We start from the raw sequence: 12,540 nt of genomic DNA on the forward strand, positions 1-12,540 counted from the left end.
ATCAACCGCCTTCCGCCTCGCACACCCAGGCGCGCGCCTCATCGAGTTGCGCCGTGCTGAAAAGGCGAAACTCCCCGGGCGAAAGAAAGCCCAGCGTTTTGGACAACGTGCGCAGCCAGCCCACGTCCGTCACCAGCGCAGCGCGTTCCCAGCCACTGAAGTGACGCATGCCGAGTTTGGCGTCATCCCACATGGCCGCGGCGTCGAAACCGGTGAAGTCCTGGTCGATGTGGAAGATCACGCGCAGTTTTCGATTGATGGCGAATGCGGCCTCGATATCCGGGATGATCACCCGTTCGTAATCCGCTGCCGTAACCTGGTTGTGGGCCGTAAAGCCGATCACACCCGGAGGCAGGCCGGTCATCTGAACGATCATGGCGGGGGCCCTTCGCGCTGGAAACCTGACTGCCACGCTCGCGCATGCGACGGAAACATCATGTGAAATGCATGCTAAGCCGTGCGCTCAAGTTTTCCCGAAGACGGCCGATCCTCCTTCTGGCATGCCGTGGGATGCGATGTCGGGGCGGGCCGTGTACGCTCGTCAGGCGCTTCCCGGCGCAATACAACCCAAGCAGAACCCCCCAAGGTCTTCATTTCGCACGCATGGCTGGCGGGCGGCTCCGCAGGAGCAGACATGCAACTGGATCTACCCACTCTCGCCATCGTCGGATTCCTTTGCAGCCTTGGCGCGTGCATCGGGTTCACGTCCCTGATGCTGGTGCTGCGCGGGTTGCCGGTATTGCGCTGGTGGGTGACCAGCCTGTGGATCGGCACGATCGGCATCATCCTGCTCGGGCTGCGCAACCAGATCCCCGACTGGCTGTCGATCAGCGTCGCCAACGTCACGGTCACCCTGGCGTCGGCACTGCTGCTGAAAGGCGTGGCACTGCATGTCGGCCGCCCGCTTCGGTGGCGCTGGCCACTCATGCTGGTCGCCCTCTACTCGGCGCTCAATATCTGGTTCACCTACGTCACGCCCGACCTTCGAACGCGCGTTGTTCTTTTCAGCGCGGTGTCCGTCGCATGGGATGCATGGACGGTCACCTATCTGCTTCGCTACGCGCCGCGCGATGTCCGGCTCAGCTGCCGCATCGCCGCCGCCATCATGGTGGCCGACGCCCTGCACTTCGCCTATCGCGCGACGCTGCCGCTCAATCCCGACGCCGGACAGAACGCCTTCGCGGCGGGCTCGCCCATCATCATCACTTACGTCGCCGGCATCGTGGTGGGCCTGGCCGGCTATTTCTCGCTGCTGCTGATGGTGACGGAGCGACTGATGGTCGATCTACGGCGCACGGCGCGCATGGATTCGCTTACCGGCCTGCTCAATCGCGGCGCGGTCATCAACGACGGCGTCCTCAGCCTGGGGCGCGCACGGCAGGCCGGCCAGCCGTTTTCCCTGCTGGTCATCGACCTCGATTACTTCAAGCAGGTCAACGACACCTGGGGCCATGATGCGGGTGATGCCGCGCTGTGCCACGTGGCGCGCATGATTCGTCGCCACCTGCCCGAAGGCGATGCGGTCGCCGGCCGTTATGGCGGCGAAGAATTCGTGGTGGGCCTGCCTGGCTGGTCCATGCATGAGGCGTCGTCCATGGCCGAGCAACTGCGCGCGGAACTGGCCGATGTACCGTTCGCCTATCGTGGCAAGTCCATCGCCATGACGACCAGCATCGGCGTGGCGACGGCGCTGGACGGGCAAACATTTCAGGCCATCGTGGCGCGCGCCGACGAAGCGCTGTACCAGGCAAAATCCCAGGGGCGTAACGAAGTGATCCAGGCCCGTCAGGCCTGAACCCTCACACGGCTTCGATCTGCCGCAGCAGAAGCCGCACGCTTTCACGCCCCTGCCAGTCGTTGATGCCCAGTTCGAAGACGGCACGCATCCGCGCCGGGGGCGGCGTCCCCTTGTAAGCGTTGAACATCACGGCTTCCAGGCGTGAGCCATCGCGAGGGTCACGCAGATCGAAGCGCAGATGCGTTTCGCCCATGACGCGCCAGCTCACGCATTCGAACTCGTTGTCGAACAACGGCTCCGGGAAGGCCTGACCCCACGGGCCGCCAAAGCGGATCTGGCGCGCCAGGTCCAGCGTCGCCGAGCCCATGGGCAGCTCACCATCGGTGTAGAGCGCCGCCTGCAGTTGCTCTTCGCTCAGCCACTGTCGCGCGATGGCATCGAATGCCGCTGCAAAGCGGGGGAAATCGACCGCCTTCAGGCTCAGCCCGGCGGCCATTGCATGGCCGCCGAAGCGCTCAATCAGGCCCGGCTCGCGCGCATCGATGGCCGCCAGCGCATCGCGGATATGGAATCCTGCGATGGAGCGCCCCGATCCACGCAGCTCGTCGACGTTGTCTTCGCTTGCCGGCGCAAAGGCGAAGATCGGCCGATGCAGCCGCTCTTTCAGTTTGGAGGCAACCAGGCCGACGACACCTGCATGCCAGGTGGGCTCATACAAGGCCACGCCCACAGCGTCGCTGCTGGTGGCGACGCCGACCATCACCTCAGCCTCGGCGACCATCGACGCCTGCAGGTCGCGGCGCTCCTGGTTGATCGCGCTCAACTGCTCGGCATAGCGACGAGCCATGGCCGGCTCGTCAGTCAGCAGGCATTCCACGCCAAGGCGCATGTCTTCGAGTCGGCCTGCGGCATTGAGGCGCGGACCCACCGAAAAGGCCATGTCGCTCGCGCATAGCGTGGACACACTGCGCTTGCCGGTCTCGATCAATGCACGAATGCCGGCGCAAGCGCGTCCCGAGCGGATGCGCTTGAGTCCGCCCTCGACCAGCACGCGATTGTTGTAATCCAGTGGAACCAGATCCGCGACGGTACCGAGGGCCACCAGATCAAGCAGACTCGAAAGATCCGGCTCCGGGCCATCCGCGTAGGCCTGGCGTTCACGCAAGGCGGCGCGCAAGGACAGCAACAGGTAGAACACGACGCCGACGCCCGCCAGTGCTTTGCTGGGAAATGTGTCGTCGGTCAGGTTGGGATTGACCATCGCATCGGCCGCCGGCAACTGTTCGCCAGGCAAGTGATGATCGGTGACGATCACCTTGATGCCGAGCGCCTGCGCACAAGCCACGCCTGCGATACTGGCCACGCCGTTGTCGACCGTGATGATCAGCCTTGGCTTGGGCTCCAGCGATTCCACCAGCGCCGGGCTGAGTCCGTAGCCATGCAAGAACCGATTGGGCACGGCGTAGTTCACGTGACGCGCGCCCAGCAGACGCAGGCCACGCACAGCCACAGCTGTACCGGTGGCGCCATCGCAGTCGTAGTCGCCCGCAACGAGAATCGACCAGTCTTCCGCCACGGCCTTCATCAGCAGCTCGACGGCCCGCTCCATGCCACCCAGCATGGTCGGCGTGAGCAGGCAGGCCAGGCGATGATCCGCTTGTGCGGGCGTCAGCACGCCGCGCGCCGCATAGATCGCCTGCAGCACGGGATGGACCTCATGCCCCCACCCGCTTGGCACGCCCGCAGCCACGCGACGCCGGACTTCGCTCGCGCTCATGTCGCGCTGCCTCGCCAGAATCGCAGCTGATGCCAGGGCTTGCGGAGCCAGATTTCGCCGCTGGCGAAATGAACCTTCACCGGTTGGCGACGGCCGGATGCCTCGATGCGAGAAAGCCAGTTCGTTTCGATGTCCTGCCAGGGCAAGCCCTGCAGGTCCATCAGCCATCCGGTTTGCAGCCGCTCGACATCAGCGTCCTTCCATGCCATGGCGGACACCCCTGCGCGCTGCGCCAATGCACGCATCAGGACATCGTCAGTGACCACGCCTTCAAAGGATGTCCGGACACGGGGTGGCAAGACACCACCACCCCACAGCCAGAGGCTGTTGACCGGCGGCATGCCTCGCTCGCGGCGCTGTTCATTGAGCGGATGCTGGTGAAGGACAACCTGCACTTCCGTGATCAGCGCGCGCCATCGACGCCCCTGCGGACCTTGCGGCAGATGCATGTAGAGGTCTTCACCCAGCGCTTGCTCGGGTGCAGCAAAGGCGGGCACATCGTCCGCATCGACGCGAACGTGCCAGCGGTCGGGTGAGGTGACCTCCAGCGCCATGCCGACCTCGGCAAACGTGGGATACAAGGCCTCGGCCAGCGCCAGCGCGTCGTCCATCGTCAGCCCGAGCCGCCCGCAGGCAAGCAGACGGGCACCGTTGATATCGGGCTGGATCCACGCCGGGTCGGCGCTCAGCCAGACATCGGTGCCCGCGTCACCGGCAAGCAGCTCACGCGTCAGTGCAGCGGCGGGAAGTTCACCCTCAAGCGGAAACGCTGCCCTCAATCCATCGATATAGCCGACCGCGCCATCGGCAAGCCGGTCCGCGCGACGCAACCAGGCCCGGACGGGCGAACGGATGTCGAATCGCTGCAGGGACGGCAGCCACCAGGTCAGCGGAGGGCGGCCATCAACGGCGCTCATGCGTCGAGCGTCTCATACAGTTCCATCCATTCACCCTCGAGCGTTTCCTTTTCGCGGCGAAGCTCGGTCTGGCGCTGGCCGAGTTTCATCATCTCTGCCGTGGAACCGTTGTAAGTCGCGGGGTCGGCGAGTTTCGCCTCCAGCGCCTTCAATTCGCTGTCGATGGTGGCGATGCGTGTTTCGAGCTTCCTGACCTTCTGACGTGCGGCCTTTTCGTTCTCGCGCTGCACTGCATCGGCGCGACGGCGATCAGCGGCCGACTCAACCGGCGTTTCGACGGTCTTGTCGACCGTCTTGTTGCGCTTCTTCGCCTCGCTGTTGCGCGATTTCAGCCAGCGCGCATAGTCGTCCAGATCGCCGTCGAAAGCTTCGACCTTGCCGTCGGCGACGCGCCAGAAACTGTCGGACACCATGCCGAGCAGGTGGCGGTCGTGCGACACCAGCACCAGCGCGCCATCGAAATCCGCCAGGGCGTCGGCCAGGGCCTCGCGCATGTCGAGATCCAGGTGGTTGGTCGGTTCGTCGAGCAGCAGGAGGTTCGGCTTGTCCCACGCAATCAGCGCCAGCGCCAGGCGCGCACGTTCTCCGCCGGAGAATCCATCGACCGATTCGAAGGCGCGATCGCCAGCGAAATTCCAGCCACCGAGGAAGTCGCGCAGCACCTGGGCGGCGACGCCCGGCGCCTTTTCCTGCAGGTGGTTGAAGGGACTGGAGCCCTCATGCAGGCTTTCAACGGTGTGCTGGGCGAAGTAACCGATCTTCAGATCCTTGTGCGCCTTGCGCTCGCCGGCGAGCGGCGTCAGCTCGCCTACCAGCGTCTTGACCAGCGTGGACTTACCGGCGCCGTTGGGGCCGAGCAGACCGATACGCTCGCCCGCTTCCAGGCGAAAACGCACGTCAACCAGAATCTCGGCCGGTGGGCCGCCCTCAGGATCGGCGTAGCCGGCGGTGACTTCTTCCAGCTGCAGCATGGAATCAGGCAGGCGGTCGGGCTTGGCGAACTGGAAGTGGAACGCACGCTCGGCGCGCACCGCTTCGGTGCCCTCCATCTTCTCCAGTCGCTTCATGCGCGACTGTGCCTGTTTGGCCTTGCTGGCCTTGGCCTTGAAGCGATCGATGAAAGACTGCAAATGCGCGCGCTCAGCCTGTTCGCGATCATGCGCGATCTGCTGCAGGCGCAACTGCTCGGCCCGCTGGCGCTCGAAGGCGCTGTAGTTTCCGGTGTAGAGCTTGCCGCGACCTTCGTTGAGGTGAAGCGTATGGGTGATCACGCCGTCGAGGAATTCGCGGTCATGCGAGATCACCAGCAAGGTGCCCTGGTAGCGGCGCAGCCATTCTTCCAGCCACAGCACAGCGTCCAGATCCAGATGGTTGGTCGGTTCGTCGAGCAGGAGCAGTTCGGACGGCGCCATCAGCGCGCGGGCCAGGTTCAGACGCACGCGCCAGCCGCCGGAGAACTCCTTGACCGCGCGTTCGTGCGTATCGGCCGTGAAACCCAGGCCATGCAGCAAGCGACCGGCACGCGCACGGGCGTCGTAACCGTTCAGCTCCTCGATCCGGTGGTGCGCCCTGGCCATGGCTTCGGTATCACCGCGCGCCTCCGCATCCAGTTCGTCACGCAGGGCCGCGGCCAGCTCAACGTCGCCGGCCATCACATATTCGATGGCCGGATCAGGGAGGGCCGGGGTTTCCTGGGCCACCGAGGCCATGCGCAGGCGGGCGGGCATGTCCAGGTCGCCGGAGTCGGCTTCCACCTGACCCTGCAGGGCCGCGAAGAGACTGGACTTACCGCAGCCGTTGCGCCCCACCACGCCCAGGCGCCACCCACTCTGGATGACCAGGTCGATGTCGGAGAGCAGCAGCCGGCTGCCGCGGCGAAGCGCGAAATGGCGGAAGGAGATCATGATGAAGGGACGTCTTGGCGGGGCGGGCTTCGCCCAAAGGGGGAATGATAGCGGGGATGGGCGCTCAAGGCTGGCGCTCCACCGTAGCGCCACGGTCGGCCAACTGAGTAACCCATCGCACAAGTCGCGACACCACATGGCGCGGTAGCCGGTCATCTGATACAACGTCGCGGCATTGCACGCTGCGGCTGAATGGCCCGGCGACGCAGACCTAGGGGATACACCGCCGGGACGCCGGATTAACCAGCAGACGCGCAGTGTGACTGCGCCCTGTCGCGTGGAGAGGGGACCATGAACAAGTTCAGCATCAGCCTGCCCGTCGTTGCCTTGCTGGCCCTGGCCGGCCTGTCGGCCTCGCCCGTTGCCCACGCGGATAACCTGCTGGTCAACCGCGTGCAGCAGGAAAAGGGCATGGATCTGCCCCAGCGCGGCATGTCGATGGGCCAGGTGGAGAAGAAATACGGCGCTCCGGAGCGCAAGCTCACGCCGCGCGGCGGCGACACCTCCAAGCACCCGACGATCAACCGCTGGGAATACTCGACCTTCATCGTGTATTTCGAGCACAGCCACGTGATTCACGCCGTGCTGAACACCCCGGCGGGCAATAACACCAATCCTGCCTTGGTGAACTAAGCCGTTTTCCAGGGGGAGCGCTACTCAACCCTCCCCCCCTCCCCTACAATTCGCGTTTGCCCTTCTGCAGCGCGAGTTTCCCCATGACCACTTCTTCCCTGCGCCTGCCGGCGGAATGGGAACCGCAGTCTGCGGTTCTGATCGCCTGGCCGCACGCCGATACCGACTGGGCCGACCGCCTGGCCGAGGTGGAAACCACTTATGTGGCCCTGGCTGGCGCCGTGACCCGTTTCCAGCCGCTGATCATCGTGGTGGCCGATGCGGCGCTTCGCGCCCACGTCGAAGCCCTGTTGCGCGAGGCCAGGGTCGATCTGTCGCGCGTGCGCCTGGTCGAATTGCCCTACGACGACACATGGCTGCGCGACTCCGGCCCCATCACCCTCAACGACGGCCACGGTGCCTTCCAGCTGACAGATTTCCGCTTCACCGGCTGGGGCGGCAAGTTCGGCGCGGAACAGGATGACGCGCTGGTCGCGGGCCTGGTGCAGGCCGGCATTTTTGGCCAGGCCGGCCACAAGCGTATCGATTGGGCGCTGGAAGGCGGCGGCATCGAGAGCGACGGCGAAGGCACGGTGCTGACGACGTGGAAGTGCCTGACCCAGCGCCATCCGGAGCAGTCGCGCGAGGACATGAGCGCGATCCTGCGCGATGGCCTGCACGCCGATCGCATCCTGTGGCTGGACTACGGCTATCTGGAAGGCGACGACACCGACGCCCATATCGACACGCTGGCCCGCTTCGCACCAGGCCATCGCATCGTGTTCCAGGCCTGCGACGACGCGAGCGACCCGCACTTCGACGAACTCAAGCGAATGGGCGACGAGCTTGCCGCCCTGCGCACCAGGGACGGCCAGGCTTACACGCTGTATCCGTTGCCCTGGGCCCAACCGATTCTCGACGAAGGTCGACGCCTCGCCGCGTCCTACGCCAATTACCTGATCGTCAACGGTGCCGTGCTGGTACCGGCCTATGGCGACAAGGCGGATGACGAAGCCGCGCGCATCATTGGCCAGGCCCATCCGGGCCGCGAAATCGTGCAGGTGCCCTGCCGCCCGCTGATCTGGCAGAACGGCAGCCTGCATTGCATCACCATGCAGCTGCCAGCCGGCATCGCGCATTGATTGAAGCCCCTTGCGCCCGCACATCTCGGGCGCATGGACAGGGCCCTGACGCCCGTCCGCTAGACTCTTCCCCATCCCCATCTCCATCCCTTTGGGGGCGAACAGGAATATCGGCATGACCCGCAAGACTCTCAAAGTTGCGCTGCTGCAGGAAACCGATCGCGGCAGCCGCGACGCCAATCTCGACGCCATCGAAGCCGGGCTGCGCGAAGCGGCCAAGGCGGGCGTGGAACTGGTGCTGCTGCAGGAGCTGCACAACGGCCCGTATTTCTGCCAGCACGAGTCGGTGACGGAATTCGACCTTGCTGAAACGATTCCCGGCCCGAGCACCGAGCGTCTGGGCAAGCTGGCCGAGGAACTCAAGCTGGTGGTCGTCGCCTCGCTGTTCGAGAAGCGCGCGACCGGCCTGTACCACAATACTGCCGTGGTCTTTGATCGTTCGGCGGCGATCGCGGGCAAATATCGCAAGATGCATATCCCCGACGATCCGGCTTTCTACGAGAAGTTTTACTTCACGCCGGGCGACCTGGGATTCGATCCCATCGAAACCTCCGTGGGCCGGCTTGGCGTGCTGGTGTGCTGGGATCAGTGGTACCCGGAAGCCGCCCGCCTGATGGCGCTGGCTGGCGCGGACCTGCTGCTCTATCCGACCGCCATCGGCTGGGATCCGAACGACGAGCCGTCCGAGAAGGAACGCCAGCGCGAGGCCTGGGTTACCGTCCAGCGCGGCCATGCCGTCGCCAATGGCCTGCCGCTGCTGTCGGTCAATCGCACGGGCTATGAGCCGGATGTGTCCGGCGTGGGCGCCGGCATTCAGTTCTGGGGCAGTAGTTTCGTTGCCGGTCCCCAGGGCGAGTTCCTGGCCCAGGCCGGGACGGAAGGTCGTCAGTTGCTGATCGTGGATGTCGACATGGCGCGTAGCGAGCACGTTCGCCGCATCTGGCCGTTCCTCCGTGACCGCCGCATCGACGCCTACGGCGATCTGCTGAAGCGTTTCCGCGACTGAGCCGAACGAAATTTCCTAAACGGGGTGTCTGATGACACCCCGGTCTTGCCCGGAACGGCATTGCCCCCATGCAGGACTTTCCACCCCACGATGACGAACGCATGAGCCTGGACGACACGTTGCCTGCCGACACCTTGCCAGCGGCCCTGCAGGGCCAGCCGATCGAGCGGGTGTTCCGCGATGGCGTGGAGTACGTGGTGCTCGGCACAGCGCACGTGTCGCGTACCAGCGTGGAAGCGGTCGACGCCCTGCTGGATCTCGAGCATTTCGACGCGGTTGCCGTGGAGCTTTGCCCAAGTCGCGCGCAGGGCATGCGCCATCCCGACGCCATCAAGCAGATGGACCTGTTCCAGGTCATCCGCCAGGGCAAGGCCGGCATGGTGGGCGCCAGCCTGGTGCTTTCCTCGTTCCAGAAGCGCCTGGCCGACCAGTACGGCATCCAGCCCGGCGCGGAAATGAAGGCGGCCATGGACGGCGCGGACCTGCGCGGCGTTCCGGTGTGGCTGGTTGATCGCGAAGTCGGCACGACGCTCAAGCGCGCATGGCGCGGCGTAAGTTTCATGCAGCGCTTTGGCCTGTTGGGTGGCCTGATTGCCAGTGTCTTCGAACGCGAGAACATCGAAGAGCAGGAGATCGAAAAGCTCAAGCAGGGCGACATGCTGGAGAGTGCATTCGGCGAGTTTGCCCGCGACTCCGCACCGCTTTACCAGGCACTGATCGCCGAACGTGACGCCTACATGGCGGCGCGCCTGCGCGAGGAGGCAAAACGCTCAGGATTTGCCGAGCAGCGTCGCGTCCTGGTGGTCATCGGCGCGGGCCATCTCAAAGGAATGTGCGAAGCCCTGCGTTCGCAGCAGGACGATCCGGCAACGCTCGCTGCGGAGCTCGCGAAGTCGCCTCCCAAGTCAAAGTGGCCGAAGTACCTGGCGATCGGCCTGGTGCTGGCCGTGTTCGCCGCCATTGCTTTTGCGTTTCATCGCAATGCGGCGCTCGGGGCTCAGGCACTGCGCGACTGGGTGATGTGGACAGCGGGCCTCTCGGCCCTGGGCGCCATCGTCGCAGGCGGCCATCCGCTGAGCGTGCTTGCGGCCGCCATTGCCGGACCGATCAAGCCATTCCGCCCCGGCATTCCTTCCGGCGGCATCAGCGCGATGGTCGAGGCCTGGGTGCGCAAGCCGCGCGTGGCGGACTTCGACACGTTGCGCGACGACATCGGTCACTGGCGCGGCTGGTGGCGCAATCGCATCGCCCGCACGCTGCTGAATTTCTTCCTCGTATGCATCGGCACGGTGGCCGCTGAGTACATCGCGGGCATCCACATCTTCAAAAGCCTGTTCTGATCCTGCAGGGTCCGGCTGGCTGGCTTACATCGCCCCGTCCTTGACGGGGCGATGTGGTATCTGTTGCCGCAAACTCAGTGACGGAGCGCTTTGTCCATCACGTCAAGCAACTCTTCTTGCTTATCGAGGCCCTGCTCCCAGTACATGGCACCGCCGAGCTTGTGCCGCTTCACGTAGTCCATCTTGAGCTTGAGCGACTGCGGATCTTCGTAGGTCACGAAGGTGCGCGTGCTGGCATTCCAGAGATAGGGCACCTGAGCCCTGGCATCCCAGAAACGCACATAGCCGTTTTTGCCGATGAAGTTCGCCTTGAGCTCATCCCAGGTGGGTGCAGAGAGGAATCTGCCGTACTTCTGCTGCAGGCCGTTGTGTGTCGCGGTTACGTCGGTAAATGCGCGACCGTAGAACGGCACGCCCAGATTGAGCTTCTTCGCCGGGACGCCTGCATCGAGGAACTGCTTGACCGCCTTGTCTGCGGCGCGATCATTCGCCGGATCCAGCGCCGAAGGATGCAGCCCCGCGTGATGCCCGGTGGTTGGCGTGAGGCCGTTGTGGAAGTCGTAGGTCATCAAGTTGATCCAGTCGAGCGAGCGCGACACACGCTCGATCTCGATGCCGGCGACGAATTCGCTGTCAGCCGCGGCAATGGTCAGCAGGTAATGACGACCTCCATGCGTGGCACCGAGCTTGTCCAGTCGCGCGCGCAGCGCTTCGAGCATCAGACTGAAATTGCGCTTGTCTTCAGGGCGATGACTGATGTTGTCGCCGGGGAGCGTTGGGTATTCCCAATCGATGTCGATGCCGTCGAGGTCGTACTTCTCTATGAGCTGCGCGCCGTCGTCGGCAAACCTGGTGCGCGAGGCGTCAGTCAGGGCAGCCTCGGAGAAATGATCCGCGCCCCAACCGCCCACGGACACCACGATCTTCAGCTGCGGGTTGATCTTGCGAAGCGCCGTCAGCGCCGCGAGGGATTCAGCGGCGTTGGGGCTCTGCAGCACGATGTCGCCCTTGGGATCGAGCGTCGCAAAGGCGTAATTGATCACGTCCAGCTTGTTTGCGCTGATGGGCGGCAGCGGCCTGGCGTCGGCCACGTAGCCGACGATCCGGTAAGGGTGCGCTGGCGCGCCGGCCGGCTGGGCCTGAGCGGCGCCCGCAAGCATTGCAAATACCAGCCAAGCCAAGGCCTTCCGGCCCGTTCGGATCAGTTTCTGCATGGCCATCCTCTTTCGCACAGTCGTGAGGGCCGGGCCCGGTTTTGGGGAGGGCTCGGACGAAAAGTTGTTCCTGCTTGGACCCAGACACTATACTTCCGCGACTTACCGCCATGTACCCGCCGGAATCGTGGGAATGATCTCGATGAATCGACTGCAACTGCTCGGCCTGACCGTCGCCGCCGCACTACTCGTCACTGGCAACGCTCATGCCGCAGGCGACAAGGCCGCTGGCCGCAAACTCGTGTACACCTGCAACGGCTGCCACGGCGTGCCAGGTTACGAGAACGCCTACCCGCGCTACCCGGTGCCGAAGATCGCCGGCCAGAATGAGCAGTACATCGTCAATGCGCTGCATGGCTACAAGAGCGGCGACCGCACCCACCCGACCATGGTGGCTCAGGCGCAGAGTCTGTCCGACAAGGACATCGAAGACATCGCCGCCTATCTCTCCAGCCTTACCAAGTAAGCCGCCAAGGATCTCACCCGCATGAATCGCGCTCTTACCCTGATTTCATTCGGCGCCATCCTGGCGTTCGCTTCCACCCAGTCCATGGCCTCGGGCAACATCGAAGCCGGCAAGAACAAGGCCGCCACGTGCTTTGCCTGCCACGGCACCGACGGCAATGCGGTTGATCCGCAGTACCCGCGACTGGCGGGTCAGTACAACGTGTACCTGCAGCAGGTGCTGCATGAGTACAAGGACGGCCACCGCAACAACGCCATCATGAAGGGCTTTGTCGCCACGCTGTCCGAGCAGGACATCGAAGACGTCGCGGCTTACTTCTCGAGCCTGCCGACCAAGCTCGATACGCTCAACGGTCATATCCAGGGCGACAAGTAATTCGTCCAGCCCGGATGCGAAAAGCCCGCCGATCGGCGGGCTTTTTTGT

12 protein-coding genes are annotated in these 12,540 nt (G+C 64.5%); 7 read left to right on the forward strand and 5 right to left on the reverse strand.

The features are described from left to right. Position 1: 1 nt before the first annotated feature. The gene (locus tag EYV96_RS04850; RefSeq protein ID WP_131150346.1) at positions 2 to 376 is read right to left on the reverse strand and encodes a SpoIIAA family protein; all 375 of its coding nucleotides are present in this window, start codon (positions 374 to 376) and stop codon (positions 2 to 4) included. Between the two features lie 258 nt (positions 377 to 634). Between EYV96_RS04850 and EYV96_RS04855 the strand changes: the two genes are divergently transcribed. Continuing rightward, positions 635 to 1,795, forward strand: coding sequence for a GGDEF domain-containing protein (locus tag EYV96_RS04855; RefSeq protein WP_131150347.1), 1,161 nt, complete (start codon positions 635 to 637; stop codon positions 1,793 to 1,795). Between the two features lie 4 nt (positions 1,796 to 1,799). Here the strand turns inward: EYV96_RS04855 and recJ are convergent, their stop codons facing one another. The 3 genes from recJ to EYV96_RS04870 are packed head-to-tail and all read right to left on the reverse strand — an operon-like array spanning position 1,800 to position 6,336. Continuing rightward, entirely contained in the window at positions 1,800 to 3,515 is a 1,716-nt protein-coding gene (gene recJ, locus EYV96_RS04860; RefSeq protein WP_131150348.1) for a single-stranded-DNA-specific exonuclease RecJ, read from the reverse strand. Beyond that, complete coding sequence (locus tag EYV96_RS04865; protein ID WP_131150349.1) at positions 3,512 to 4,432, reverse strand: phosphoglycerate mutase; 921 nt, start codon at positions 4,430 to 4,432, stop codon at positions 3,512 to 3,514. The genes recJ and EYV96_RS04865 overlap by 4 nt, the downstream gene beginning before the upstream one ends. Beyond that, the gene (locus EYV96_RS04870; protein ID WP_131150350.1) at positions 4,429 to 6,336 is read right to left on the reverse strand and encodes an ABC-F family ATP-binding cassette domain-containing protein; all 1,908 of its coding nucleotides are present in this window, start codon (positions 6,334 to 6,336) and stop codon (positions 4,429 to 4,431) included. The genes EYV96_RS04865 and EYV96_RS04870 overlap by 4 nt, the downstream gene beginning before the upstream one ends. 291 nt (positions 6,337 to 6,627) lie before the next feature. Here EYV96_RS04870 and EYV96_RS04875 point away from each other — a divergent pair, with 291 nt between their 5' ends. The 4 genes from EYV96_RS04875 (at position 6,628) to EYV96_RS04890 (ending at position 10,436) form a co-directional block, all read left to right on the forward strand. Further along, complete coding sequence (locus tag EYV96_RS04875) at positions 6,628 to 6,969, forward strand: hypothetical protein (protein ID WP_131150351.1); 342 nt, start codon at positions 6,628 to 6,630, stop codon at positions 6,967 to 6,969. Positions 6,970 to 7,052: 83 nt separating this feature from the next. Continuing rightward, a complete protein-coding gene (locus tag EYV96_RS04880) occupies positions 7,053 to 8,090 on the forward strand; it encodes an agmatine deiminase family protein (protein WP_131150352.1) in 1,038 nt (345 codons plus the stop codon). Between the two features lie 115 nt (positions 8,091 to 8,205). Further along, the gene (locus tag EYV96_RS04885; protein ID WP_131150353.1) at positions 8,206 to 9,096 is read left to right on the forward strand and encodes a carbon-nitrogen hydrolase; all 891 of its coding nucleotides are present in this window, start codon (positions 8,206 to 8,208) and stop codon (positions 9,094 to 9,096) included. Positions 9,097 to 9,197: 101 nt separating this feature from the next. Continuing rightward, positions 9,198 to 10,436 (forward strand): TraB/GumN family protein, encoded by a 1,239-nt coding sequence (locus EYV96_RS04890; protein WP_131151499.1) that lies wholly within the window; start codon positions 9,198 to 9,200, stop codon positions 10,434 to 10,436. Between the two features lie 74 nt (positions 10,437 to 10,510). On the opposite strand, the gene EYV96_RS04895 is transcribed toward EYV96_RS04890, so the two are convergent. Then, positions 10,511 to 11,596 carry a glycoside hydrolase family 18 protein gene (locus EYV96_RS04895; protein WP_165488598.1) on the reverse strand — a complete coding sequence of 362 codons (1,086 nt, stop codon included), beginning with the start codon at positions 11,594 to 11,596 and terminating at the stop codon, positions 10,511 to 10,513. Positions 11,597 to 11,792: 196 nt separating this feature from the next. Here EYV96_RS04895 and EYV96_RS04900 point away from each other — a divergent pair, with 196 nt between their 5' ends. Continuing rightward, positions 11,793 to 12,116: a c-type cytochrome gene (locus EYV96_RS04900; RefSeq protein ID WP_131150355.1), complete on the forward strand. Its 324-nt coding sequence runs from the start codon at positions 11,793 to 11,795 to the stop codon at positions 12,114 to 12,116. A gap of 21 nt (positions 12,117 to 12,137) precedes the next feature. Beyond that, entirely contained in the window at positions 12,138 to 12,491 is a 354-nt protein-coding gene (locus EYV96_RS04905) for a c-type cytochrome (protein ID WP_131150356.1), read from the forward strand. Positions 12,492 to 12,540 lie beyond the last annotated feature (49 nt).

The organism is Dyella terrae, assembly GCF_004322705.1.
Taxonomy (GTDB): Bacteria; Pseudomonadota; Gammaproteobacteria; order Xanthomonadales; family Rhodanobacteraceae; genus Dyella_D; species Dyella_D terrae.

What these genes read in the sequence shown, in the direction of transcription:
- EYV96_RS04900 (WP_131150355.1), top strand. Translation starts at nt 11,793, where the DNA reads ATGAATCGACTGCAACTGCTCGGCCTGACCGTCGCCGCCGCACTACTC.
- EYV96_RS04875 (WP_131150351.1), top strand. Translation starts at nt 6,628, where the DNA reads ATGAACAAGTTCAGCATCAGCCTGCCCGTCGTTGCCTTGCTGGCCCTG.
- EYV96_RS04850 (WP_131150346.1), bottom strand. Translation starts at nt 376, where the DNA reads ATGATCGTTCAGATGACCGGCCTGCCTCCGGGTGTGATCGGCTTTACG.
- recJ (WP_131150348.1), bottom strand. Translation starts at nt 3,515, where the DNA reads ATGAGCGCGAGCGAAGTCCGGCGTCGCGTGGCTGCGGGCGTGCCAAGC.
- EYV96_RS04870 (WP_131150350.1), bottom strand. Translation starts at nt 6,336, where the DNA reads ATGATCTCCTTCCGCCATTTCGCGCTTCGCCGCGGCAGCCGGCTGCTG.
- EYV96_RS04855 (WP_131150347.1), top strand. Translation starts at nt 635, where the DNA reads ATGCAACTGGATCTACCCACTCTCGCCATCGTCGGATTCCTTTGCAGC.
- EYV96_RS04890 (WP_131151499.1), top strand. Translation starts at nt 9,198, where the DNA reads ATGAGCCTGGACGACACGTTGCCTGCCGACACCTTGCCAGCGGCCCTG.
- EYV96_RS04880 (WP_131150352.1), top strand. Translation starts at nt 7,053, where the DNA reads ATGACCACTTCTTCCCTGCGCCTGCCGGCGGAATGGGAACCGCAGTCT.
- EYV96_RS04905 (WP_131150356.1), top strand. Translation starts at nt 12,138, where the DNA reads ATGAATCGCGCTCTTACCCTGATTTCATTCGGCGCCATCCTGGCGTTC.
- EYV96_RS04865 (WP_131150349.1), bottom strand. Translation starts at nt 4,432, where the DNA reads ATGAGCGCCGTTGATGGCCGCCCTCCGCTGACCTGGTGGCTGCCGTCC.
- EYV96_RS04895 (WP_165488598.1), bottom strand. Translation starts at nt 11,596, where the DNA reads ATGCTTGCGGGCGCCGCTCAGGCCCAGCCGGCCGGCGCGCCAGCGCAC.
- EYV96_RS04885 (WP_131150353.1), top strand. Translation starts at nt 8,206, where the DNA reads ATGACCCGCAAGACTCTCAAAGTTGCGCTGCTGCAGGAAACCGATCGC.